We start from the raw sequence: 26,202 nt of genomic DNA on the forward strand, positions 1-26,202 counted from the left end.
CGCAGTCAGGCATTCTGACTGCGGATCAACTGCTCAAAGTCTTTGGCTGGCAAAGGTTTACTGCATAAATAGCCCTGATAATAATCACAACCTTGTTGGCGTAAATAATCCAGTTGTTCCTGCTGCTCCACCCCTTCTGCCAGGGCCTTTAAGCCAAGAATATGCGCCATCGAAATAATAGCTGTCACTATGGCCTGACTTTCACTGTTATCTGCCATATCATCGATAAAGCTTTTATCTATTTTCAGTACATCCAGCTTATAACGCTGCAGATAAGCAAAAGACGAATAGCCAGTGCCAAAGTCGTCAATTGCCAGGTTTATTCCCATCAGATTCAAGTCGGCCAAGACCTGTCCGGCTTGTTGCTCCCGCGACATAATGGCGCTTTCGGTCAGTTCCAGCTCCAGCAGTTCGGCCGGAAAACCTGTATCCTTTAAAATCTGCGCCGTTTGTGCGCCTATATCGCCATGGCTGAACTGATGAGAGGATAAATTCACCGCCAGTTTTAAATCGGGTAAACCAGCAGCACGCCATGCAGCCCCCTGACGGCAGGTTTCAGCCAGCACCCAATCGCCAATAGCGCCTATCAGTCCTGTGTCTTCTGCTATCGGGATAAAACGCCCTGGTGGTATCAGACCCTCTACCGGATCGTTCCAGCGCACTAAAGCTTCTGCACCCACTATAAGGCCGGTTTTGATATCTGTTTGTGGCTGGTAGTAGACTAAAAATTGCTTCAGCTGCAAAGCCGCTCTTAATCTGGCTTCCAATTCAATACGCTGACGGGCATAAAGCGTTAGATCATCTGAATAATAGGCAAAACGGCCACGCCCCTGCTCTTTTGCTCTGTATAAGGCCGCATCGGCATTACTGAGCAGGGTTTCACCTTCAGAGCCATGATCAGGATAAATAGAAATACCTATGCTGGCACCAATACGTACTTCAACGTTATTGCTCAAAATCCAGGGCTGACTCATGTCGTTGATCAATTGTGTGGCAAATCGGGCTGCGTCTTCGCTTTGATGTAATTGCTCCAACAGAATAATAAATTCGTCGCCACCAAAACGCGCTACGGTATCAATATCCCTTAATCGCTGTTTTAACGAGGTGGCCACCAGTTTTAACAACTCGTCACCAGCCGGATGACCAAAGCTGTCATTAATGTATTTAAAGCGGTCCAGATCCATCATCAGCACAGCAAACTGGTGCTGATCACGTTTTGCGATATCCACCGCATTCTGCAAGCGTGAACTCATTAATAAGCGATTAGGTAAATCGGTCAGCACATCATGGTGGGCCAGATAAGCCAGCTCCTGCTCTGAAGCTTTCAGCTGAGTAATATCTGCAAATACAGCCACATAGTGAGTGATTTGTTGGCTTGCATCGACAATAGTGCTGATGCTGAGCAGTTCAGGGTAAATTTCACCATTTTTGCGTCTGTTCCAAACTTCTCCCTGCCAGTGTCCATGCTTACTCAGCTGCTGCCACATCTTCGTATAAAAGCTCTGATCATGCCGTCCTGAAGCAAACATGGCAGGGCTGTTCCCCAGCACTTCCGCCTCTTCGTAACCCAACATATGCAATAAAGACTGATTCACCTGAATAATACGGTTGGACGCGTCAGTCACCATAATGCCTTCGCGGGTACTTTCAAATACAGCGGCAGCCTGTTGCAATGAGGACTCAAACTGCTGACGTTTCACCGCGTTGCCCAAAGCGGTAGCCAGCATTTTCAGCGCATCCAGCTCGACCTGATTCCATTCACGGCAGGAGTGATGTTGTTCCACACCCAGCAAGCCCCACCATTCCCCATCCACCATTACAGGCACCAGAGCAATGGCCTGAATACGAAAGCGTTTCAGCATAGGTCGCAGCATCTGATCCATATCCTGTGCCAGCCCGGCCACCACAGAACCTTTTGCCAGTTGCTGAATGGCAGGGTACCAGCGGGATATTTTATTATTCAGTTGCTTAAAAGTACGGACATGTTCTTTTTGATCCCGTCGCCACTGGGTTAATAATTCACCTGTGACCAGATCCTGCTGCATATGGTTCTGGTACAAATAAATGGCATCGACGGCTAAAGCACGGCTGACCGACGGCATCATGCTACGCAACAACTGCAACCAGTCACTGTGTTGTAAAAAGCGAGCTGCCATATCCGCCAGATTAGACATTACCAGGGCTCGTTGTTTCAGCTCGCGTCGAATTGCAACCTCTGAGCTGATATCATCTATGGTCACCAGAGCTCCTGACAGTTGCTCTTGTTCGAATAAAGGTTCTGCGTTGAGCTTTAACCAACGTTGCACCCTGGCTCGCTCTATGCCCATCACCACATCACGAACTGGTAAAGAAGTACGCAACACTTCGTTACTAGGATAAAGCTCTGATGGGAATTCTGACCCGTCTTCGTAAATGGTTTTCCAGTCTTCTACTCTTGGGATTAACCCGCGCATTTCGTCTAAAGAACAGTGCAGCATCAACTCAGCCGAAGGGTTGGCATCAACAATAGCCCCGCTTGTATCGTGCAACACCAGGCCTTCCGACATGGTATTAAATAAGGTTTTTAACTTATGGTTACTGGCTTCCAGCTCGAACCTGGCCTGTTTCAGCTCAGTGATATCGACCATAGCGCCAATAATTTGCTGGTGATCATAAGTCTGTGCAGGCAGCAGCCTTAAATCATCACGGATATAACGAATAGCGCCTGACGCATCAAAAAAACGATACTCGTGGCGATAATGGCCGTGCAGCAAGGTTTGCTCTATGGCGCCGCTGGCGAAAGGTTTATCTTCGGGGTGAACCCCCTTTTCCCACCATTGGTCCTGCAATGACTCTTCAACACTATAGCCAAGCAGCCGTTCAATATTGCTGCTGACCCAACTGGTTTTACAACTGATACCGTCCAGTTCAATCCGATGCAGCACTGTTGAGCTTGCCGTTAAAATGGTATCCAGTTGCTGAGAGTTGTGCAGCTGTTGCTGATGACTGCGGCTTAAATCAGCATACAACTGGCGTTTTTCAGTGACATCTTCAAAAGTGGCCAGCAGCAGATCAGGCTGCCCTTGCTGACTGAAGCGTTGCATCATCAATTTGACGGTCAGTATCCGGCCTGAGCTATGACGCAACTGAATATCAGACTCGGTTGAGATCTGTTCTCTGGAGGAAAAACTGGTTGCGATAAATTGTTCTGGGCTTTGTGCTAAATCGCGTAAAGACAAGGCCAGCAATTCAGTTTCAGCATACCCCAACACAGACTGCAGCTTTTTATTGACGCGGATAAAAGGCAAATGAGTTCGGGACAAAATAGCCATACCGGAAAAGGGCAGCTCAAAAAAAGCCTGTACTGTTTTGTCCTGCTCAGTTTGTTTGGCAGCCAATGCCAACTGGTGTGACTGAATCAGCTCCCGCCAGTAAAACAAGGCTCCCAGCACCAGCAACATTAATAAAGTGCCTGAAATAATGGACAGCCATAACAACAAGGTACCTAAAGGTTGCAGTACTTCAGCTACATCAATTTTACTGACCAGCATCCAGTTGGTTTGCCGCACTGGTGTGTAAGCCCCAAGTACGGGCTGATTGCGGTAATCCAGCGCTTCTGCGGTATTAAATTGCCGTTGCCGCAACGCTTTGGCGGCCAATAAGGGGCCATCTATATCTGTATCAATTTCATTCAATAAAGCGTGCTGAGGATGCCGCAACGGATTTAGAAAGACCACAGCGCGGTCCTGACGCTGCACCAGCAAAACCTCTGCTGTTGGACTGGAGACAGGCCAGTTCTGAATAGCCGGAAACAAATAGACACTGGTATCGACACTAAACACCAGTTGGTAGATCTGTTCACCTGTCGCCAGTTGCAGATACCAATTCAGTTGGCAATATCTGTCTATTCCTTTGCTATCACAGTGGGTTGAAGGCTGAGATAAATTTTGCCCTGCGCCCAGTACATCAAATTTTAATGCAGCACCCAAGGCAATATGTTGTTGGCCTTGTGCGTCATACAACAAGACTGAGCTAAACGAATGTTCGGCAATGAAAGACGCCAGTCTGTTACGAATATCGGCTTGTTGCGCTCTATCCCCCTGTTCGAAATACTGCTGCAACTTTTGCCGGAATGAAGTGTCGCGGGATAAGGCATTGATATCGTATTGCCGTTCGGCCAACCAGAGTTCCAGTTGCTGCTTTTTAATATCAGTCACTGTACGCAAATCTTTCATGGCTTGAGTTTTTAGCTGATTGCCATGCACCCATTTCGTAATGGCAGCCATAGCAGGTATCGCCAGCATAAAAGCCAGAATAAGAGCCACAATACGCAGTTGTTTGTATCGGACAGTGACTTCAGAGTCAAAAAACTGCTGTTTACGCCAGGTTGCCAGCAAAAGGTAAATAAAGCTGGCACTCAGACATACAAAGGCGACACCTTTCATCGTGCCTAACAATGAATTGGTTTGAGGATCACTGACAGTTAAATGCAATAAATAGTCAGAGCCAAAAATCCAGAACAAAGCAAAACAGCAATACAGCAGCACGATACGAATAGCAGTTAAAGGGAAAGCAGGTTTAGGCATATCAGTCCGAATCGATCCTTTTAGTCTTTCACAATCAATAATGTCTGTCGCTGCACTTTTGGTAAAGAGTGAATGACCAATAGCCTGGACTGATCGATTTGTCGTTTAATTTCCTGCTCTGGCACTGTGTCATTTAAACGCACCGTATTCCAGTGCTTTTTATTCATATGGTAACCAGGGCTGATGGCCGGGAAAATATCACGCAGAGCCAGAGCCTGGTCCGGATCACATTTTAAATTCAGTCGCCCTTCTCCATGGTCTGTGCCAAGGATAGCAAAGATTTTACCTTTTATTTTATAGACATAAATTTCAGGACCAAAAGGAAAGTCTTCTTCTGTGCCCATCAGTTCGAGGCAGTAGTCTCGTACTTCAGTAAATTGCATACTCACCTCCACCTGCACCGCGGTTTCATTAGACGGGCGGGTATAAAACCCGCCCCTACATTTCCCGGTTGCCTTCAGCGAGTTGTTATTTGCGGGTATGCAGTTTCATCCAGTCAAAGACTTCGTTGTACCAGCGTTCTGCATTACGTGGTTTTAAAATCCAATGGTTTTCATCGGGGAAAATCACTAATTTGGATTCAATACCTTTACGTTGCAAAGTAGTAAAAGCGCCCAGGCCTTGTGCATAAGGCACCCTGTAGTCTTTTAAACCGTGGATCACCAACATAGGTGTTTTCCAGTGATCAACAAAAGCTGCTGGATTAAATTTCTGATAATCACTGTCTTTGTTCCAGACCGGCCCTCCTAAATCATGCTCTGGGAACCATAACTCTTCAGTGCTGCCGTAAAAGCTGGGCATATCAAATAAACCAGCATGATTGACTAAACATTTAAATGCTTCCGGCCAGTTGCCGGCAATCCAGTTCATCATGTAGCCGCCGTAAGAAGCTCCTAAAGCACAGGCATTGTTGCCATCCAGCCATTTTTCTTTTTCAGTGATAAAGGCTAAACCTTTTTGTAAATCAACCAATGGCTTACCGCCCCAATCGCGGGCAATAGAGTCGGTAAAGGCCTGACCATAACCGGTAGAACCATGAAAGTCGATCATCACCACGCCATAACCCTGAGCTGCCCATAATTGCGCATTCCAGCGATAGTTAAACATATTGCCGAAACTGCCTTGTGGGCCTCCGTGTACAATAAAGGCGATTGGGTATTTCTGGCCTTCTTTGTAATTCACCGGTTTCATCCAGTAGCCATGCACGGTTTCATCATTGGCACCCGGGAAATTAAACTGCGCAAATTCTGCAAACTGAATATCAGCCAGAGCCTCTTTGTTGATTTGAGTTAAGGCCGTTGGCGCACCAGTTTCTGCTGTGATTTGGTAGATATCTGTTGGCTTGTCGAGGCTATGATTGGTAAAAATAAGCTTGTTACCTACCACATTTAAGTCATTGGCTGTGCCGTCTGCATAGACTTTGCTGATATCACCAAAGCTGGTGTTGATAGAAAAAATACCATGCTGGCCCGTGTCTTGCGCTGTGACATAAATGGTTCTGTTGTCAGCACCAAATTTATAATCGCTGATGGATCTGTCCCACTCAGGCGCCAGCTCTTTACGCTGCCCCGTCACCATATCCAGTAAAATCAAACCAAAACGGTCGGCTTCGTATACAGGTTTTTTCATGGCTAAATAGGCCATAAAGCGCCCATCGCTGGAGAACGAAGGTTTAGCATCCCATGCCGCATTGTCACGGGTTAAGTTGATTTTTTCGCCCCCTTTCACCGAGACCTGAAAAATATCAAAGTTGCTATGCCAGGCCTGATCGACCCCTGGGATTTTCGCACTGAACACCAGATTTTTCCCATCTGGTGTAAAAGACACTTCCTTGATGCCTGCTATATCGGTATTCCATTCAGGCAATAAGTCTTTGGCGTCTGTGACTTTTTTACCCGTTAAATCGGCTATGTATATATGACTTCTGAACTCATCCGCCCAGGTATCCCAGTGGCGCACCATCAACTGGTCATACACCATGGCACTATCTTGCTGGCCGGCTTTGACTTGCTTGGCTTCGACTGTGCAGGATAAAGTTTCACAACCCGGCTTGGCTGCCATTTGCAGTACTATTTTGCTGTTGTCTGCTGAAACTAAAAAGCCGTCCACATCTATAGGTAAATCAGTAATTTGCTGAGCCTCACCGCCAGCCACAGGCAAGCGCCAGACTTGTGAACTGCCAGAGCGGCCAGCAATAAAATACAAAGCGCTGCTGTCCTTGCTCCAGGTTACTGCATGCTCTTTGTCATCGTTAAAGGTTAAACGACTGATTTTATTGCCTTCTTGCAAATCCATCAGGTACAAATCAGCACTGCTGTCAGCAGGAGCAAAACCCCCATTTTTCTGGCCGTACACCAAATAACGACCATCAGGGGACGCCACTACATCGTAGACTTTATTTAATTTATTTAAGTGTTCGATAGTCAGCGGGGTTTTAGCGACAGCGGCACCGCTTAGCAACGCAGCGGTGAGAAAGATCCAGGCTTTCATAGTTTCTCCCAGTAAAAAAACGCCCTGAAGGTCAGGGCGTTGTTTATCATTTTTAGTTATTGGCAAGTTCAGCTATCTTCACTTTCCAAATAGCAGGTCCTTGTTTATGCACGTTATTTCCCTGACTGTCAACAGCCACTGTCACAGGCATGTCTTCTACGTCAAACTCGTAAATAGCTTCCATACCTAAGTCGGCAAAAGCTACAACACGGGACTTTTTAATGGCTTTGGAGACTAAATATGCAGCACCACCCACAGCCATTAAATACACAGCTTTGTGCTCTTTAATACTTTCAACAGTTTTGTCGCCACGTTCAGACTTACCTATCATGCCCAATAAACCCATTTGACCTAACATCAGGTCAGTGAATTTATCCATACGGGTCGCCGTTGTGGGGCCTGCAGGGCCTACCACTTCAGAACCTACGGCATCCACAGGGCCAACGTAATAAATAAAGCGGTTTTTAAAGTCAACGCCTTCTGGCAGCGCTTCGCCTTTGGCCATCATATCGGCAATACGTTTGTGTGCTGCATCACGGCCCGTCAGCATTTTGCCGGACAACAATACAGTTTCACCTGCTTTCCATTCCAGCACATCAGCAGGAGTCACAGTGTCTAAATTGACGCGGCGCACATTGTTACCCAGCTCCCAGGTGACTTCCGGCCAGTCTTCCAGCTTCGGAGGTGTTAATACCGCAGGGCCTGAACCGTCTAAGTGGAAATGCACATGACGTGTGGCAGCACAGTTTGGGATCATCACTACAGGTTTTGATGCAGCGTGAGTGGCAACAGATTTGATTTTTACATCCACAACTGTGGTTAAACCACCTAAACCCTGAGCACCAATACCCAGTTTGTTCACTTTGTCGTACAGCTCAACACGCAGTTTTTCATCGGCAGTTTCAGCGCCTTTTTCCAGCAAGTCCTGAATATCCACAGGCTCCATCAACGCTTCTTTGGCAAGCACTGCAGCTTTTTCAGCTGTACCGCCAATACCTATGCCTAACATGCCTGGTGGGCACCAGCCAGCTCCCATTTTAGGCAGCGTTTCCAGCACCCACTCCACCACTGAGTCGGACGGGTTGAGCATCACCATTTTGGTTTTGTTTTCAGAGCCACCGCCTTTGGCAGCAATAGCCACTTCAACATGGTGACCTGCAATCATATCTATATGCACCACAGAAGGTGTGTTGTCCTGGGTGTTTTTACGGGCACCGGCAGGATCTGCCACTATAGAAGCACGCAGCGGGTTATGCGGGTTCAGATAAGCACGGCGTGTGCCTTCATCGACCATTTGCTGCACCGTCATGTCGGTTTTATCCCATTTGACGTCCATACCAATTTTAACAAAACAGGTGACAATACCAGTGTCCTGACAAATTGGCCTGTTACCTTCAGCCGACATACGGGAGTTGATCAGAATTTGGGCTATGGCGTCTTTGGCGGCCTGGTTTTGTTCTTTGTGATAGGCCTTTTCCAAAGCCTGCACAAAATCCAGCGGATGATAAAAAGAGATGTACTGCAACGCATCTTCAATGCTGTCGATAAAGTCTTGCTGGCGAATGACGGTCATATTGTGCCCTTATATGTAGCCCCAGTCTGCTCTGGCGGCATTTTCTATGTTCAGGTTAACTAATGTCAGTTGGGCTGATATGATACAGCGCAACAGATCCAGCGGCTAGTCAACAAGCGTATTTTTGCCGGAATTAGCCCGTTTTATGAGACAACTTATGTCACAATTTTTAAAGTTAGATGCCAAAGCGCCGCATCTGTTGGAGTATTTTTCTGCCGTAGCAGCAGAACCTTGGGCCATGTTATTAGACTCAGCAGCCAGCAGCCACGTCAACAGCCGCTTTGATATTCTGGTGGCTCGCCCTGTTGCCACTTTAGTGTTTCAACGGGGTGAATTAACCCAAACCGAACAAGGCCAAAGCCAATTGCTGCAAATGGACCCTTTTGGCGCTTTGCAGCAACTGATCAGCAGTTATTTTCCTGCTAAACCAGAGTGTTCAGATCATGCTGATTTACCTTTTGTTGGCGGTGCTTTAGGTTACTTTTCTTATGATTTAGGCACTGTTATTGAATCTGTGCCGCAAGCCGCAGATGCAGGTGCTTTGCTGCCGGATATGGCGGTGGGTATTTATCTGTGGGCCCTTATTCTGGATAAGCAACAGCAGCAACTTTGGTATGTGGATTATCGCGGCAATGCGGCGACTCACTGGGAAGAAACTTCTGCGTTGTTTAACACCTCAGCAGCCAGCCCAACCTTTGAACTCACCTCTGACTGGCAAGCCAATATGGATAAGGCCAGCTACAGACAAAAGTTTGATCAGGTGCAAAACTATCTGCAAAGCGGAGACTGTTATCAGATTAATTTGGCCCAGCGTTTTGAAGCCAAATACAGCGGTGATGAATGGCAGGCTTATTTAACGCTTCGCAGCAAAAATGCCGCGCCTTTTTCAGCCTTTTTGCGTTTACCACAAGGCGCTGTTTTAAGTGTGTCGCCTGAGCGTTTTTTACAACTCAAAGCAGGACAAGTAGAAACTAAACCTATTAAAGGCACCAGACCTCGTTTTGCTGACCCGGCGCTTGACGAACAAAGTGCAGCACAACTGCAGGCCTCGCCAAAAGACAGAGCCGAAAATGTGATGATTGTCGATTTATTGCGTAATGATTTAGGTAAACATTGTGTGCCAGGCACAGTCAAAGTACCGGCTTTGTTTGCCATTGAATCCTTCCCTGCAGTACATCATCTGGTCAGTACTATCACCGGCACTCTAAATTCAGGTGCAGACGCCTGTGATTTATTGCGAGGCGCTTTTCCGGGCGGCTCTATTACCGGAGCACCTAAAGTGCGGGCTATGCAAATTATTGCCGAATTAGAACCCAACAGCCGCTCTGTGTATTGTGGTGCTGTGGGTTATATCAACAGCAGCGGTGATATGGACACCAATATTGCTATTCGTACTTTAGTGATGGCGCAAGGTAAAGCTTTTTGTTGGGCTGGCGGTGGCATAGTGGCCGACTCACAAGTCGATGCAGAATACGAAGAAACCTTTCATAAAGTGAATAAAATTTTGCCTTTACTTGGCAACATAGAACGCCCGCCTTTGGCGGTAAAGACAATGGAAGACTAACCAGATGAACCGGCAGCAGTTTTTACAACGTTTTTTCCTGCAACCCGGCAAACAGTCTGTTTTGCTGCAGGTTGAAAAAAGCAGAGCTGCTGCTGTGTTATTGGTGCTGCGGGAACACGAAGGTGAACTGCAACTGCTGCTGACGAAGCGCAGCTCTGATTTACGCCATCACCCGGGCCAAATCAGCTTCCCCGGTGGCAAAATTGAAGCTAATGAAAACAGCCAACAAGCCGCTTTGCGTGAAACCCATGAAGAAACCGGTATAGCACCAGAGCAACTGCAGCTGATTGGTCAGTTGCCCGGTTATGCCACTGGCACAGGTTTTTTAATTCAGCCCTGGATTGCCTTTTTAACCGAAGAAGTGGAACTCAAACTACAGGCCTCTGAAGTAGATTCTGCCTTTTGGCTGCCATTGCCTTTTGTATTCGAGCCACAAAATACTCACAGCGAGTATTTTGCTATGCATGGTCAGTCGCATTTAGTGCATTTTATGCCCTACGGCCCCCACCTGATTTGGGGTGCTACAGCCGCTATCCTTTACTCGTTAAAACAACAGCTGCATTTTTAATAATGGCAGTGGCTGGTTTTCCCCCTTCCCGCCCCGCTGTAATCAAATCAACACAGCACCGCAAGGAACTTTGCTGTAATAAGCACCGACCAGTTACAAGGTGAGTTACGAAATCCATCAGCTTCCGTTAGAATGGCGCCCAACTCCTATAACAAAAAGCAGGATCCGAATGATTATTAGTGCTTTTGATATGTTCAGTATTGGTATTGGCCCATCCAGTTCTCACACAGTTGGACCAATGCGTGCTGCCAAAAAATTCTGTGAAAACCTGCAAGCCATGGGCTTGTTTGATCAGGTCACCAGTGTGAAAGCTGAGCTGTTTGGCTCTTTAGGCCAAACCGGTATTGGTCACGGCACAGGCAAAGCTGTGATTTTAGGTTTATCCGGCTACTTACCAGAAAACATAGAACCTGATGCTATTCCTGGTTTATTGAAGAAAGTGGATGAAAGCCAGACTATACAGTTGGATCAGCAACGTTCTGTTGCCTTTCCACGGGAAGGCGCCATTGTATTTCACCGTCGCAAAACCTTAAAAGAACATTCCAACGGCATGGAACTCATCGCTTATGCAGGTCACGAAGTGCTGTTTAGCGAAATTTATTTTTCTATTGGTGGTGGCTTTATTGTCAAAGCCGAAGATTTTGCCAAAGAAAAAGAAGCCGCCAGTCAGTTTGCTGCCGACAATCCGCCACCTTTTCCTTTTGAAAGTGGTGCAGAGCTGATGAAGCTCTGTAAAGAAAACGGCTTATCCATTGCTGGTTTGATGATGGAAAACGAGAAGGTCCTGCGTAGCGAACAACAAATTCAGGACGAGCTGGGTAAAATCTGGTCGACTATGTACGACTGTGTGCAACGTGGTATTCGCACCGAAGGCATTTTACCTGGTGGTTTAAAAGTAAAACGCCGTGCCCCTGCCCTGCATAAACGTTTGATGGCGGAAAAAAGCTCGGATCCATTACAAGTGATGGACTGGGTGAATTTATTCGCTTTAGCCGTCAATGAAGAAAATGCCGCTGGTGGCCGTGTAGTGACAGCCCCGACCAACGGTGCTGCCGGTATTATTCCGGCTGTATTGATGTATTACGACAAATACATTCAGCCTGTGACACCTGAGATCTACTGCCGTTATCTGTTAACCGCAGCCGCTATCGGTATTCTGTATAAAAAGAATGCCTCCATATCCGGTGCTGAAGTAGGTTGTCAGGGCGAAGTGGGTGTGGCTTGTTCTATGGCGGCAGGCGCTTTAACTGAAATTTTAGGCGGCTCTGTTGATCATGTGGAGAACGCAGCTGAGATTGGCATGGAGCACAACTTAGGCTTAACTTGTGATCCTGTAGGTGGTTTAGTTCAGGTGCCTTGTATTGAACGTAACGCTATGGGTTCTATTAAAGCCATCAACGCCTCGCGTTTAGCTTTACGTGGTACGGGTGAGCATAAGGTATCACTGGATAAAGTGATTAAAACCATGTGGGACACAGGCCGCGATATGCAAAGCAAATACAAAGAAACCTCACGCGGTGGCTTAGCGGTAAATATTATCGAATGTTAAATCCCCTGCGTTCTTGAAGCCGCAGCTTCGTTGGCTGCATGCTCTATAAAAAAACCGCCTTTCGGCGGTTTTTTGTCTTTTCATTATTATTTTTGCAGTGGTAACTCATCGGTTGGATAAGTGGTCTCTTCAGAGCTTTTACTTCTGAACAAGCCTAAAAAGTCATCCAATATCACATACAGCGATGGGATCAGCACTAAGGTGATCACTGTTGCAAATATGATACCGTAGGCCAAAGACACGGCCATAGGCACTACAATTTGCGCCTGCAAGCTTTTCTCCAGCACTATAGGAGCCAGACCTAAGAAGGTCGTGACTGATGTCAGCATAATAGGCCGGAAACGGCGGGTACCAGCCCCAATCACAGCTTCTTTTAATGGCATACCTTCACTGCGGGATTTATTGACAAAATCCACCATCACCAGTGAGTCGTTTACCACTACACCAGCCAACGCAATCAGACCAAATAAGGACATAATGCTGACACTTAATCCCAGCAGCATATGGCCTAAGATGGCGCCAATTAAACCAAAAGGGATCACCGACATAATGATCAGAGGCTGAGTGTAAGACTTCAGCGGTATAGCCAAGAGCGCATAAATCACAAACAACGCCAGCAGGAAACCCATGGCAAGATCAACCATTGCGTCTGCTTCTTCCAGACTTGCCCCTTCCAGCGCGGTTTCAATACCGTATTTTTGCGCCAGTTGTGGCAGTACTTTTTCCTGCAACTCTTTAGTGATTTTCATCGGCTCAGCCAGGGCTTTGTCGACTGAAGCGCTGATGGTGACAGAACGTTCGCCATCGACCCTGTTAATAGCCGAATAGCTGGGTTGTGCTTTGTATTCAGCCACCTGAGAAAATGGCACTTCAGCACCTGACGCAGTGCGTATTTTCATATTCTCCAGATTACCTACAGAGCGGCGTTCTTCTTTTGGATAACGCACCATCACTTTCACTTCTTCGCCGTCGCGCTGAATACGCTGCGCTTCAGCACCATAAAAACCCTGACGTACTTGTGTGGCTAAATCGGATAAATTAATGCCCAAAGCTTCAGCCTGAGGTTTGATCTTCAGCACAATTTCATCATTACCGCCACTGATGCTGTCTTCAATATCAAACACGCCCTGATATTCCAGCATCGCAGCTTTGAGCTCTTCAGTGGCCAAACGCAACTGTGTCAGTTCCTTACTTTTCAGTTGGAATGAAATATCGCCACCACCGCCACCACTGGTCGAAGAGAAAATCTGCAGTGTTTTGACTCCGGCAATTTCTGGTATTTGCTCACGCCACAAGCGCACAAATTCATTGGCATCTATGTTGCGGCCTTCACTTTTCTCCAGCTCAATCACAAACTGGCCACTGGTATCAGACTGAGTAAAAGTTAAGCGGTGTTTCATTAACCCTTCTTCACCTGAAGCAACAATCTGTTCATTGGTTTTTACCAGAGCAGCTTCCAGTTGCTGCATAGCCTGCACTGTCGCTTTGCCGGATGAACCTTCCATCATGGTTAAATTGGCGTTGATAAAGTCGCTGGGAATATTAGGGAAAAACACCCAGCGTACATGGCCACCCACCATTAACCCTATCATCAGCACCATCATCGCAAAGAAACTGGTAGCCGTGATATAACGGTATTCTATACACCAGGCGAGTGCTCGTTTATAGCGGCCATAGACAAAACGGTCGGTCGCACCCGACACTTTTAACCGGACAAATTTTAACCCGTTACTACAAGCGCGCCCCATACCATAAAACAGGCCTTTACGCTGCTGGTCCCAGGGTTTATCGTCCATCGCTATTAAATGCGCCGGTAAAATAAGCTTGGACTCGATCATAGAAAAAACTAAACATAAGATCACCACCCAGGCGATAGATTCCCAGATAGGCCCTTGTGGTCCGCCGACCATCAGCATAGGAATAAAAGCGGCTATAGTGGTCATGACACCAAAAGTAGCAGGCATAGCCACCCGCTGAGCGCCACGGATCACAGTTTCAGCCGACTTGCCGTATTTCTCAATTTCGGTGTAAGCACTCTCCCCTATGATAATGGCATCATCGACCAGAATGCCCAGCACCAGAATAAAGCCAAACAAACTGATCATATTGATAGAAACGTTAAACATCTCTAATGGCATCAGCGCTATGGTGCCGAGGAAACACACCGGAATACCCACCATGACCCAAAACGCCACCCGGAACTCGAGGAATAAAGTTAAGCTGATCAGCACCAATAAAGCACCAATCAGCATATTGTCGGTCATCAGATCAAGACGGCCTTGCAGGTAATAACTGGAGTCGCCCCAATAGTCGATTTCCATACTGTCGGGTAAATCGGCTTTTTTCTTCTCCACATAGTTTTTTACTACGGCAGCAATTTTTAAGGTGTTGTCTTCACCCACAGCATCCACTTTAATAGAGACTGACGGCTTGCCGTTAAAGGTGGAATACGACTCCATTTCAACAAAACCATCTTTGACCTGGGCTATGTCGCCTAATAACAAACGGGTGCCGTCCGCTCTGTTGATCAAAACGATGTCGGCAAAATCCTGCTGACGATAGGCCTGGCCTTTGGCCCGCAATAAGATATTGCCGTTGTCGGCTTTAATAGAACCACCTGGCAGATCCACTGAACTGCCGCGTACAGCAGCCACCATCTGGTCAAAGGTCAGGCCATACTCACGTAGTTTGTGTTCAGAGACTTCAATAGACACTTCGTATCCTAAAGCCCCGACCACTTCTACTTTACTGACGCCAGGCAGCTTTTTCAGCTCGTCCCGCACATCTTTGGCGAACTCTTTCAAGCCACGCTGATCCGTATCACCGTAGACAGATAACCACATCACGTTGCTCTGGAATTTAGTGTTGTACACCACTGGACGTTCGGTTTGCTCAGGAAATGACGAGATGGAATCCACCTGCATCTTAATTTCGTTCATCAGGGTTTGAATATCATAACCGGACTTAATTTCCACATGGACTGTCGCTAACCCCTCGACAGCGTTGGAGCGGATTTTTTTAATGCCATTCAAGCTTCGCAGAGACTCTTCAATTTTGTCGACTATGCCCTCTTCCACTTCCTGAGGCGCAGCCCCCGGATAAGCCACCCGAATGGTGACTTGTTCCAGCTGAATTTCAGGAAAAGTCTGTTTTTTGATGGTCAGTACACTGGCGATACCAGCCAGCAATAAAATAACCATCAATAAATTTGATGCCACGCTATTGCGGGCAAACCAGGCTAACCAGCCTTTATGGGTTTGGTCCAGCTGCAGCATCAGGGTTTTACTCCTGATTCAGTGGCGGCTATCGCTGTTTTTTCTTTTTCGGCATCATCCACAACAGGATCTGCTGATGTACGCAGCGCCATACCTTCCAGCGGATTAGCAATAGCAGTTAATACCAGTTGCTCACCTGGATCTAAACCTGCGCTGACATAGGCATACTCTTCGTCCATCCGCTGCACTGTGACAGTACGGATGTGTAGCTTATTGTCCTTGCCAATAGTCAGTATTTTTTGATCAGGTTTTAATAGATGCCGCTCCACCAGCACCAGATTTTCACCATTTTTCCCATCGATGCGGGCTTTGACAAAACGACCAAAACGCAGTGGGTCCTGTCCGCCGGCTTTTAAGCGATACGGATCTTTAATTTGTGCCACAGCGTAGATCACCCGGTTTTGATCATCCAGCATGCCTTCAGTGCGAACCAGACTGGCATTCCAGTTCAGTTTCTGACCTGCAACTTCTGCAGATAGCAACACTTCAGGTTGCTGCTGCTCAGACGGCGTTAAACCAGGCATATTTAAATACCCCACATCGTTATCCGATAAAGGCAAGCGTACTTCAGCAACATCAGTACCGTAGATAGTACCTAAATCAAAACCACGGCTGATAAACTGACCAATATTGGCGTTTTTGGCTTTGACTATGCCATCGTAAGGCGCTCTGATTTCAGTACGGATCAGGTTACGACGGGCGTTTTCAAGTTCAGCTTCGGCTGAGCGTACATTGGCCAGTTCCTGTGCCAACTGTGGACGGCGTAAGCCTAATTCAGGCGCTTTACCTGCACTGAATTCACTCCACTCTTTAGCCGCCACTTTACCCCTGGCTTTTTCTTCTTCCAACAAAGCCTGAGCGCGCGCCAGACTGGCTTCAGCCAATTTGACTGCTGTTAAATAGTCATATTGTTCAACCTGGATCAGCAAATCACCGGCGCGAAAAAAACCACCTTCAACAAAGTTATCGGCAACCTTGACTATCACACCATTGACTTCAGAAGTCAGGTTGGTGATGACTTTAGGTTGCACTGAACCTTGTGACCAGACCTGATACGTCAGGTTTTGTCGATTGACAGCTTTAACCTCGACGAATAAATCTTTTCGTGTTTCCTTTTTTTGCTCTGGTGGTTTTTTTCCTGCCACAAAAGCTGATGCGAGAATGACTGCGCCCACCACAATCACTACAGGAACTCCTGCTTTTACCCACTTGCCTGCCATTTTTAGTCCTTTGGTCACAAATTTATCTGACACTATCTTACAGCTCAGCAAGCTGTAACAGTATCTGCAGTTGTTAGCTTTTTTATCCGAATTGTGTCGACTGGAAAGACGGACCTCTGTTGTTTTTTCTTCAGCCAGATGCAAAAGCCTCAGCACACAAGCTTTGCAGCAGATCCAGTCTTGCTTAGTATGTACTCTTCTGCAGGAATACTGTGAAGTTCCGACATATTTAGTTACAACTTCAGTCGTTTAATAGCGAATTCATCTATCTACATTCCAGAAAGTTATTTTGGGGACTGCTGCGGCTTAGTTATGGTGAACAAGACCAGAATCGGGTTGTTTTTTAGACACTTTATTGTCATCACACAGCGATACACTGTAGTTTTGTGCCAATTGCCGGGTTAATTGAAGAAGGACGCAGCTATGAGTATTAGTAAACAGTATTTAAAAACCAAACCAGTATGCAAAGTCACTTTCACTTTTGCAGGTCATCAGTACCCACAAGCTCAAAGTGTAGCTTTAGCGGGAGATTTTAATAACTGGGATCCACAGGCCGTTTTGATGAAAAAAACCAAAACCGGTGACTTTACCGCCAGCTTAAATCTCGATAAAGAAAAGCAGTATCAGTTCAGATATGTAGTTGATGGCGCAACCTGGCTGAATGACGATGAAGCCGATGCCTATGTGCCAACTCAGGTCAGCTACGATCAGAATTCAGTGGTTCAGTTGTAAAAAATGGGATCATGAAAATGGGGGCAGATCACATTTTTTAGGATCTACCCCCATTTTTTAACGTTTTTCCAGTACCAGACAACCCACTGAGTAGCCTGCACCAAAAGAGCATAAAATGGCTTTTTCGCCGGATTGAATGCCTTCTTTGTGTTTATGAAACGCAATCACAGAACCCGCCGACGCTGTATTGGCGTAGGTATCCAACACCAGCGGCGCTTCTTCTGGCAAAGGGTCGCGACCTAAGATTTTTTTCGCGGCAAACAGGTTCATATTGATATTAGCCTGGTGTAACCACAAACGTTTTAAATCATCTGGTGCCACAGCTAAACGCTGCATCTCGTTTAAAATGACGTCAGCCACTAAAGGCAATAACTCTTTAAATACCTTACGACCCTGCTGTTTAAAAAATGGCGCGTCAGGATCAGTTTCCGGGTGACAATGTTCGGTGTAACCAATGTCACAGCGGATGTTGTTGGAAAACTCAGTTTTTAAACTCACGCCCAAAATACGGTAAGCGTTGTTGGACGTAACAGTCTCTTCAGCTTCGATAATAGTGGCAGTACAGACATCACCAAAAATAAAGTGACTGTCTCTGTTGGTGTAATTCACCTGAGGCGACGCAAATTCAGGATTGACTACCAACACCACTTTGGCCATACCGCCACGAATGGCATTGACCGCATTGCTGATAGCAAAAGTGGCTGATGAACAGGCCACATTCATATCAAAAGCATAACCAGAGGCACCTAATGCCTGTTGCAGTTCGATAGATAAGGCAGGATAAGGCCGTTGAATGTTAGAAGCCGCACAAATAATCAAATCGATATCAGCAGCAGTTTTACCTGCTTGCGCCATCGCTTCCTGAGCTGCCACTATGGCCATTTCTACCATTTCAGGGTGTTCGTCTTCGCCACGTTTCGGGAAAACCGGCATCATCACGGCAGGGTCTAAAATACCTTCTTTGTGCAACACATGGCGCGATTTAATGCCTGAAGCTTTCTCAATAAACTCGCAGCTTGAATACTCTAAAGCAGCCAGCTCACCGGCTTCAATATCGGCAGCATATTGTTCATTAAATAAATCGACATACTGATTAAAACTTGCCACTAACTCTTCGTTAGTCACTATTTCAGTTGGAGTAAACAGGCCTGAGCCGCTGATCAGCACATTTTTCATGCAAAACACCCTTGTCATAGTGCAACTTCTTTTCATGAGTTGCTGAATTGGTCGCTATTCTAGCCTAATTTCGCTGAAATCAGCCACTACGAATATTAGGGCTTATATAGCACTACTGTGCTGGCGACTTTGTCTTGTATAGCCTGACGGTTTGGATCCCAGAGTATTTGAGCAAAACCAACCAGACCTGTGGCAAAACCGGCACCATAACCGCCCTGACGACTAAAAGAGGCCCATAAGCTTAATGGCTGGTTATCCAGTTGCACCACCCGAATACGGGTCAGCCGCTTGCCTATGGTCTGGCCATTATTCCAACTGGTGTAAAAAGTAAAATAAACCATAGCCCAGCCAAAACCTAAACCAAAGTCGGCCAGTATACCCTTCACCCATTTGATGAGGCTGTAATCGGAGTTTTTCAGTTTATCCATTAATGAATAAGACTCTTCCTTCGCTGGCTTTGTAACAGGCGCAGTCGTCACTGGCTCCGCAACCACTTGTGGTTCAGCCACATACTTATCCAGTAAAGCACGTTTTTCAGCACCTTTAAGTTGAGTGATATCCAACACACCATCGAGCAAATCGCGCTGATGTTCAGCGGAAACACCAGACTGCTGTAACTCAAGCGCCAGCGATTTGATGTTGTCTTCAACGCAACGATCATCACAAGCTTTGGTAGACAACTCTATCGACACTTTGGCCAGTTCAGCACCAGCATGTGGAGTTAAATTCAAATCAGAGGCTGAGGCCGTCTCTTTCTCCTGCAGAAGCTGTGGAGCCCAGTTCAGTGTAAGCAGCATACACAAGGTCGCCAGAACCATCAGCAGCAGATGATTTGTCTTCTGGGCTTTGTATCTGTTCCAACAGAGATAGAGCATAGTGGGTAGCACAAAAATCAGGCTGGCGGAGGCCAAACCACTGATAATAACCCCATCTATGCCGATAGCCAGACCACGGCGCAGAGGTTTAGCCAAAGGCTGACCTATCAATTCATCCGACACCACAAAGGCATGAGGTGTGACTATTTCCCGTACTTCTTTTTTCGTTAACTGGTGGCCGGTTTCGTTGACAAAAGTGTCAGGCGCTACTTCCCTTATATCCTGATGTTCTGGCTGTTTCTGCTGCATTAAAAGTCCTGTAAATGCCTGATAAATAAGCTTGATTGATAAATCACTTTAATCAGTTCACAGCACCTTTTCAATGCCGCTTTGATAAATTCCGGATGGCACCACTTAAACCGTCCAGCGTCATGCCATACATCTGGTTTTGCATTAGCTTTTGCATAATGGCAATGGAATGGTAATGACTCCACCAGGCTTGAGGTTGGGGGTTGAGCCAGACCGCATTGGGAAAATGCGCCAGCAGGCGTTTTAACCAGACTTCACCGGATTCGGGGTTAAAGTGCTCCACACTGCCGCCCGGATAAGTAATTTCATAAGGCCCCATAGTGGCATCGCCAACAAAAATCACTTTGTAGTCACTATGATACGTCTGCAAAAGCTGAGTAATGGAGACGGCATCAGCGGCACGCCTTTGATGAGTGCGCCATACCTGCTCGTAAGGACAGTTATGAAAATAGAAAAACTCCAGATGCTTAAATTCAGTGCGGGCTGCAGCAAACAGCTGCTCGCATTCATGAATGTAATCATCCATAGAGCCACCTATATCAAAAAACATCAGTACTTTAACCGCATTGTGCCGCTCTGGTTGAAACTGCAAATCCAACCAACCCGCTTGCTGAGCCGTGGCTTTTATAGTGCCGTTTAAATCCAGCTCTGTGGCTTGTCCGGTGCGGGCAAAACGACGTAACTGGCGAAGCGCCAATTGCATAGCTCTGTGATTTAACTCTGCGTTTTGATCAAAGTCTTTAAAATCACGTTTGTCCCATACCTTAACAGCACGACGCTGACCACTGCCATGCTGGCCAACCCTAATGCCTTCAGGATGAAAGCCATAAGCGCCAAAAGGCGAAGAACCGCCCGTGCCTATCCATTTATTGCCGCCTGCGTGTTTTTCCTGCTGTTCTTTTAAACGTTGTTTAAATTGCTCCAGCAGCTGTTCAAGGCCGCCTAAAGAAGCCAGTTTAGCTTTATCTTCCTCCGACAACTGACGAATAAGCCCAGGCAGTAGCCAATGATCCGGAATAAGCGCGGCTAAATCCAGACTCTCGACTCCTTCAAAATACTCCGCAAAAGCCCTGTCGAATTTGTCGTACTGGCTTTCATCTTTGACCAGACATAAACGGGCCAGCAGATAAAAATCATCTGTGCTTGCAAAAATAAGTTGCTGTTGCAGCGCCTTAAGTAAATCCAGCAGCTCAGTGATACTGGATTTCAGGCCATATTTGCGTAACGTTAAAAAGAACGAAATCAGCATATCAACGGCCAGCGCGACGGGCCATAAAGGCCAGTTTTTCCAGCAAAGCCACATCCTGCTCGTTTTTCAGCAAGGCGCCATATAAAGGCATTAAACCGCCCTGATGTTGTTTATCCTGTAACACGGACGGCGCTATTTGTTCGGCCAGTAACAGCTTTAACCAATCCAAAAGCTCGGAGGTAGACGGCTTTTTCTTTAACGCGTCCACTGCACGTAAGTCAAAAAACACTTCCAGTGCCGCCGTCAGTAAATCAGCTTGCAGGGTCGGAAAATGCGCGAGAACTATTTGAGTTAAAGTGTCTTTGTCCGGGAAGCGGATGTAGTGAAAAAAACATCTGCGAAGAAAAGCGTCAGGCAATTCCTTTTCATTGTTAGAAGTGATCACCACTATAGGCCGCTGTTGTGCGCTGATGCGCTCACCTGTTTCGTACACATCAAACGACATCCGATCCAGCTCGTGTAATAAATCGTTTGGAAACTCAATATCGGCTTTGTCGATTTCGTCTATTAACAGCACAGGGCGCTTTGCTGCGGTAAAGGCGGTCCAGAGTTTGCCCGGCTTAATGTAGTTACTGATGTTCGCCACCCGCTCGCTGCCCAACTGACCATCCCGCAAGCGTGACACTGCATCGTACTCATACAAACCTTGCTGAGCTTTACTGGTGGATTTGATTTGCCAGTTAATAAGCTCCGTACCTAAACTTGCCGCCAGCTCTTCAGCCAGACGGGTTTTACCGGTACCAGGCTCCCCTTTGATCAATAAAGGTTTTTCTAAGGTGACTGCGGCATTGACGGCCAATGCCAGTTCAGGCGATAAAATATAGTGTTCTGTGCTTTGAAAAATCATCTGTACTGCTTCATTGTTATTAGATGGGAATATCTTATATCAAATCTTTTCTTTCGTTTTAACTAAGCCCGAGTATTCTTATAACCATTCATCAGACCCTGAAGGTTTTTTATTATGTCAAAGATCTACGAAGATAACTCACTCTCTATTGGTAACACTCCTCTGGTGCGCTTAAAGCGCGTCACATCTGGTGCCAATGTATTTGCCAAAATTGAATCCCGTAACCCGAGCTTTTCCGTCAAATGCCGCTTAGGTGCAGCTTTGATTTGGGATGCAGAGAAAAAAGGTCTGTTAGGCCCTGGTAAAGAAATTATCGAGCCTACTTCTGGTAACACAGGTATTGCTTTGGCTTTTGTTGCGGCAAGCCGTGGCTATGCTTTAACTCTGACCATGCCAGCGACCATGAGTTTAGAGCGCCGTAAACTGCTCAAAGCTTTAGGTGCCAATTTAGTGCTGACCGAAGGCGCAAAAGGTATGAAAGGCGCTATTGAAAAAGCCAAAGAAATTCTGGCGTCAGAGCCGGATAAATATGTGTTGCTGCAGCAGTTTGAAAATCCGGCCAATCCACAAATCCACTTTGACACCACAGGCCCTGAAATCTGGAATGATACAGATGGCAACATCGATATCTTCGTGGCTGGTGTAGGCACTGGCGGTACTATTACCGGTGTCAGCCGTTATATTAAGCATGAGAAACAACACCCGCTGTTCAGTGTAGCTGTAGAACCTGTGGATTCACCTGTGATAAGCCAGGCCCGTGCCGGTCAGGAAATCAAGCCTGGTCCACATAAAATTCAGGGCATAGGGGCTGGTTTTATTCCGGGCAACCTGGATTTATCCATCATTGATGCGGTAGAGACAGTCAGCAATGACGAAGCTATAGCTATGGCACACCGTCTGATGAAAGAAGAAGGTATTCTGGCTGGTATTTCTTCAGGTGCAGCAGTCGTTGCCGCCAAGCGCCTGGCTGAGCTGCCAGAAAACGCCGGTAAAAACATTGTGGTGATTATTCCAAGCTCAACGGAACGTTATTTATCCAGCGCTTTATTTGCTGACTTCTTCACAGAAAGTGAATTGCAAGCTTAATCAATACCTTAGATTTGCACCAAGGCCACTTTTGTGGCCTTTTTCTTTACTTTTACCCTATATTTCCCCAGACTGTAAGCCGAACATCTACTTTGAGTAAGACGAATGCAAAAAATTTTAGTGCTGTTATTTTCACTGCTGTTATTAGCTTGCTCTGAAGAAGCACCCAAAGTGAATGCTGATTTGGGTTCACCTGAATTTGCTGCAGGTGAGTTTTTTCACTCTCTGTACACCACCAAAGATTTAGAGAGAGCCAAAGCACTAAGCACTAAATCCTATGCCCGTATTCTGGATGCTTATGGCAATACCCGTGGCGTGGTGCGGACTTTATACAATATGAGTTTTGATGAAGTACATATCAGCATTGACCGGACCGGCAAAAACCTGCGGGAGCAATACGGCAATACGGCTGAAATTACCATGTTGTTTGAAGGCAAAAGCAATGGTAATAAGAAGATAGAGCTGCGTGTGGTCAAAATGGTCAAAGAAGATGGCCAGTGGCTGGTTGAAGGGGTTAAATCTGACCCTTACTCCAGAACAGCAGTCTAGTTGGACAAAAGACGGGCGACCATAAAGGTCGCCCCTGCATTTTTGGGCTGAGTTTTAGCGTTTAAAAAACTGCTGGATCACCTGCTGACATTCAGGGCTCGCCAGTAAACGACTAAAATCGGCCAGCTCCAGTTCTATCGCCTGCTTCACTGCACTGCCGCTTTTCATCAGTTTTTTACTGCTTTGTACTGCATCTGCAGGTAAAGCAGACAGCTTTTTCGCTTTGTTAAGCGCAAACTCCAACAGATTTTCTTTGTCGATCAGCTGATTAACCAGACCCAAACGGTAAGCTTCATTGCCATCTATAGCTTCCGACAGCAATAACATACTGCTGGCTCGCTGATGCCCAATCAGTAAAGGTAATAACAAGCTGGAGCCCGCTTCAGGGCATAACCCCAACTGAGTAAAAGGCAACTGGAAACGGCAATCGGCCGTGCTGTAGACCAAATCACAATGCAGCAACACAGTAGTTCCTATGCCAATAGCCAGGCCCGCCACAGCAGCCACTACAGGCTTAGGGAATTTCGCCATTTCATACAAAAACATCACTGTAGGATGGGCGTCGTTGAGCTCACCACTTTGGAGAAAATCGGCTAAATCATTGCCTGAAGAAAAGCACTCTGCTGAACCTTGCAGCAACACAACTTTGATCTCATCGTTTTGCGTTGCCTGCTGTAACTGTTGCACTAATTGCTGATACATCAGCTTATTGAGCGCATTTTTTTTATCCGGTCTGTTCAGGCTAAGGGTTAAAACGCCCTGTTCCAGCGTTACATCAATACTCATTTTTGCTCTGTTCCTTTTAGGTTACCGGCCTGCGGCTATGCCTTCACGACGTGGATCGGCAGCACCTTCCAAATGGGTGTTTTTAATCTCAATAGCATGAATGCCGCTGTTTAAGTCGGCTAATTTAGGTTGGTATCCAAGTTCCAGCAACGCAGGAACCAACTGGCTTAAGTTGGTATTTTGCTCCAGTACCAAAGTGTCATTACGATGAGTGAATCGCGGTAAATTGGCCGCTTGTTGCGCATCCAACTTCCAATCCAGAACAGCCACTAAATTATGGGCCACGTAATTGATAATGCGGCTGCCACCTGGTGAGCCTGTGATATAAATTAGCTTGCCCTTCTGGTCAAACACCATCACAGGAGCCATCGAAGAACGTGGCCTTTTATTGGCTTCGACTCTGTTCGCCACCCAATAGCCGTCTACTTTTGCCTGCAGCGAAAAGTCGGTTAGCTGGTTGTTCAGCAAATAGCCATTGACCAATAAACCTGACCCAAAGGCATTTTCAATACTGCTGGTCATACTGACCGCATTGCCTTTGCTATCAACTACAGACAAATGACTGGTATTGGCAAATTCAATGGCGTTACCTGACGCCAGAGGTTCAGCACCTTCAGGCTCGCCAGCCACAGCAGGCCCGCCTTCAGGCGCAGTTAATAAGCTCGAGCGTTGTTTTAAATAATCAGCAGCCAATAAACCTTGCACTGGCACTTTGACAAAATCCGGATCGGCAGCAAAACGTTCACGGTCGGCAAAAGCCAGCTTGCCAGCCTGACTGATCAAATGAATAGCCTCCACTGAGTTGGGTTTTAATTTTTCCATAGGCTGATGCGCCAGCATGCCCATTATTTGCAATACAGCCAAACCACCGGAACTGGGTGGTGCCATGCTGCAAATACTGAACTGCCGATACGGCATACACAGCGGATCACGCTGTTTAGCCTGATAAGAGCTTAAATCGTTCAGACTGATGTTACCTGCATTAACAGCAGCCTGCTGCACTGCAGCCACCAAAGCTTTGGCATTGTCACCCTGATAAAACGCCTTGCTGCCCTCTTTGGCGATGTGCTTCAGTAAAGTTGCATAATCCGGATTTTTCCTGACAAAGCCTGCCTCCAGCCACTGCTCATCGGTTTTAAAATAAGACGCAGTGTGAGGAAACTTAGTTAAACCCGGGTTCCAGTTGGCTTTGAGTAAACCAGCTAAACGGGGCGATACCACAAAACCCTGCTCTGCAGTTTGAATAGCGGGCGCAAAAAGTTCAGCCCAAGGCAATACACCGTGCTGCTGATGAGCCTGTTCCAGCGCTTTAATCACACCAGGAACCCCAACAGACTTGCCGCCAACAAAAGCATCACGCCAGCGCATCAACTGGCCTTGTTCCATGAACAAATCTGGCCCGGCTGAGGATGGTGCTGTTTCGCGGCCATCAATAGAAGTTAATTTGGCCTGCTGTTTGTTCCAGTGCAGCAAAAATAAACCACCGCCAATACCTGAGCTTTGTGGCTCCACCAGCCCCAACATCAGTTGCATGGCAATAGCTGCATCCACTGCACTGCCACCTTTGGCAAGAATTTGTTCGCCCGCTTTGACCGCCAGTGGATTCGCGGCAGAAGCCATATAATGTTTGGCTGTGGTCAGTTGTTTTTGTTCTATAGCCGTGGTGGCTTCAGGATCTGTTGTTGTAGCAAATAAAGCAGAACTGCTGAACAGCAATGCCGCTGTCAGGACCCGCAAATTAAACTGAGTTGTTATCATTATTTTTCCTACCTCTTACATAGCTTCACCTTACCTAGTCGGGCCAGTTGGATCAATGACTGATCTCAGTTTTCACGTTAAAAGCCTTGAC

At 46.7% G+C, this 26,202-nt stretch carries 18 protein-coding genes; 6 read left to right on the forward strand and 12 right to left on the reverse strand.

Translation table 11 applies throughout. The features are described 5' to 3' along the window. Positions 1-5: 5 nt before the first annotated feature. The 4 genes from J2W69_RS11850 to J2W69_RS11865 form a co-directional block, all read right to left on the reverse strand. Complete coding sequence (locus J2W69_RS11850; RefSeq protein ID WP_310278593.1) at positions 6-4,565, reverse strand: EAL domain-containing protein; 4,560 nt, start codon at positions 4,563-4,565, stop codon at positions 6-8. A 20-nt stretch (positions 4,566-4,585) separates the two neighbouring features. Beyond that, complete coding sequence (locus tag J2W69_RS11855; protein ID WP_310278597.1) at positions 4,586-4,948, reverse strand: MmcQ/YjbR family DNA-binding protein; 363 nt, start codon at positions 4,946-4,948, stop codon at positions 4,586-4,588. An 85-nt stretch (positions 4,949-5,033) separates the two neighbouring features. Then, positions 5,034-7,055 (reverse strand): S9 family peptidase, encoded by a 2,022-nt coding sequence (locus J2W69_RS11860; protein WP_310278600.1) that lies wholly within the window; start codon positions 7,053-7,055, stop codon positions 5,034-5,036. 52 nt (positions 7,056-7,107) lie between these two features. After that, the gene (locus J2W69_RS11865; RefSeq protein WP_310278602.1) at positions 7,108-8,628 is read right to left on the reverse strand and encodes a fumarate hydratase; all 1,521 of its coding nucleotides are present in this window, start codon (positions 8,626-8,628) and stop codon (positions 7,108-7,110) included. 157 nt (positions 8,629-8,785) lie between these two features. On the opposite strand from J2W69_RS11865, the gene pabB reads away from it, so the two are divergent. The 3 genes from pabB (at position 8,786) to J2W69_RS11880 (ending at position 12,309) form a co-directional block, all read left to right on the forward strand. After that, positions 8,786-10,192, forward strand: a complete 1,407-nt coding sequence (gene pabB / locus J2W69_RS11870; RefSeq protein ID WP_310278605.1) for an aminodeoxychorismate synthase component I — start codon at positions 8,786-8,788, stop codon at positions 10,190-10,192. Between the two features lie 4 nt (positions 10,193-10,196). Continuing rightward, entirely contained in the window at positions 10,197-10,760 is a 564-nt protein-coding gene (locus tag J2W69_RS11875; RefSeq protein WP_310278608.1) for a CoA pyrophosphatase, read from the forward strand. Positions 10,761-10,929: 169 nt separating this feature from the next. Next, entirely contained in the window at positions 10,930-12,309 is a 1,380-nt protein-coding gene (locus tag J2W69_RS11880; RefSeq protein WP_310278611.1) for an L-serine ammonia-lyase, read from the forward strand. Between the two features lie 86 nt (positions 12,310-12,395). Here the strand turns inward: J2W69_RS11880 and J2W69_RS11885 are convergent, their stop codons facing one another. Together J2W69_RS11885 and J2W69_RS11890 are read right to left on the reverse strand one after the other, a co-directional pair. Next, complete coding sequence (locus tag J2W69_RS11885) at positions 12,396-15,584, reverse strand: efflux RND transporter permease subunit (protein ID WP_310278613.1); 3,189 nt, start codon at positions 15,582-15,584, stop codon at positions 12,396-12,398. Continuing rightward, entirely contained in the window at positions 15,584-16,804 is a 1,221-nt protein-coding gene (locus J2W69_RS11890; RefSeq protein ID WP_310278616.1) for an efflux RND transporter periplasmic adaptor subunit, read from the reverse strand. Before J2W69_RS11890 ends, J2W69_RS11885 begins: the two co-directional genes overlap by 1 nt. Before the next feature lie 423 nt (positions 16,805-17,227). On the opposite strand from J2W69_RS11890, the gene J2W69_RS11895 reads away from it, so the two are divergent. After that, positions 17,228-17,536 (forward strand): isoamylase early set domain-containing protein, encoded by a 309-nt coding sequence (locus J2W69_RS11895; protein ID WP_310278619.1) that lies wholly within the window; start codon positions 17,228-17,230, stop codon positions 17,534-17,536. Positions 17,537-17,593: 57 nt separating this feature from the next. Here the strand turns inward: J2W69_RS11895 and J2W69_RS11900 are convergent, their stop codons facing one another. The 4 genes from J2W69_RS11900 to J2W69_RS11915 all read right to left on the reverse strand — a co-directional run bounded on the left by J2W69_RS11900 (position 17,594) and on the right by J2W69_RS11915 (position 21,932). After that, complete coding sequence (locus J2W69_RS11900; protein ID WP_310278622.1) at positions 17,594-18,712, reverse strand: beta-ketoacyl-ACP synthase III; 1,119 nt, start codon at positions 18,710-18,712, stop codon at positions 17,594-17,596. 95 nt (positions 18,713-18,807) lie between these two features. Next, a complete protein-coding gene (locus tag J2W69_RS11905) occupies positions 18,808-19,836 on the reverse strand; it encodes an RDD family protein (RefSeq protein ID WP_310278625.1) in 1,029 nt (342 codons plus the stop codon). Positions 19,837-19,906: 70 nt separating this feature from the next. Next, positions 19,907-21,085: a vWA domain-containing protein gene (locus J2W69_RS11910; RefSeq protein ID WP_310278628.1), complete on the reverse strand. Its 1,179-nt coding sequence runs from the start codon at positions 21,083-21,085 to the stop codon at positions 19,907-19,909. 1 nt (position 21,086) lies between these two features. After that, entirely contained in the window at positions 21,087-21,932 is an 846-nt protein-coding gene (locus J2W69_RS11915) for an AAA family ATPase (RefSeq protein ID WP_310278631.1), read from the reverse strand. Between the two features lie 114 nt (positions 21,933-22,046). On the opposite strand from J2W69_RS11915, the gene cysK reads away from it, so the two are divergent. Both cysK and J2W69_RS11925 read left to right on the forward strand, forming a co-directional pair. Beyond that, on the forward strand, positions 22,047-23,018 hold the full coding sequence (gene cysK, locus J2W69_RS11920; RefSeq protein WP_310278633.1) for a cysteine synthase A: 972 nt from the start codon (positions 22,047-22,049) through the stop codon (positions 23,016-23,018). Between the two features lie 105 nt (positions 23,019-23,123). Then, positions 23,124-23,567 carry a hypothetical protein gene (locus tag J2W69_RS11925; protein WP_310278636.1) on the forward strand — a complete coding sequence of 148 codons (444 nt, stop codon included), beginning with the start codon at positions 23,124-23,126 and terminating at the stop codon, positions 23,565-23,567. Positions 23,568-23,621: 54 nt separating this feature from the next. Here J2W69_RS11925 and J2W69_RS11930 read toward each other — a convergent pair whose 3' ends face one another. Both J2W69_RS11930 and ggt read right to left on the reverse strand, forming a co-directional pair. Beyond that, entirely contained in the window at positions 23,622-24,353 is a 732-nt protein-coding gene (locus tag J2W69_RS11930; protein WP_310278638.1) for an enoyl-CoA hydratase, read from the reverse strand. Positions 24,354-24,374: 21 nt separating this feature from the next. Beyond that, entirely contained in the window at positions 24,375-26,111 is a 1,737-nt protein-coding gene (gene ggt, locus J2W69_RS11935) for a gamma-glutamyltransferase (protein WP_310278641.1), read from the reverse strand. Positions 26,112-26,202 lie beyond the last annotated feature (91 nt).

It is taken from the genome of Rheinheimera soli, from assembly GCF_031457405.1.
In the GTDB taxonomy this organism is placed as follows: Bacteria; Pseudomonadota; Gammaproteobacteria; order Enterobacterales; family Alteromonadaceae; genus Pararheinheimera; species Pararheinheimera soli_A.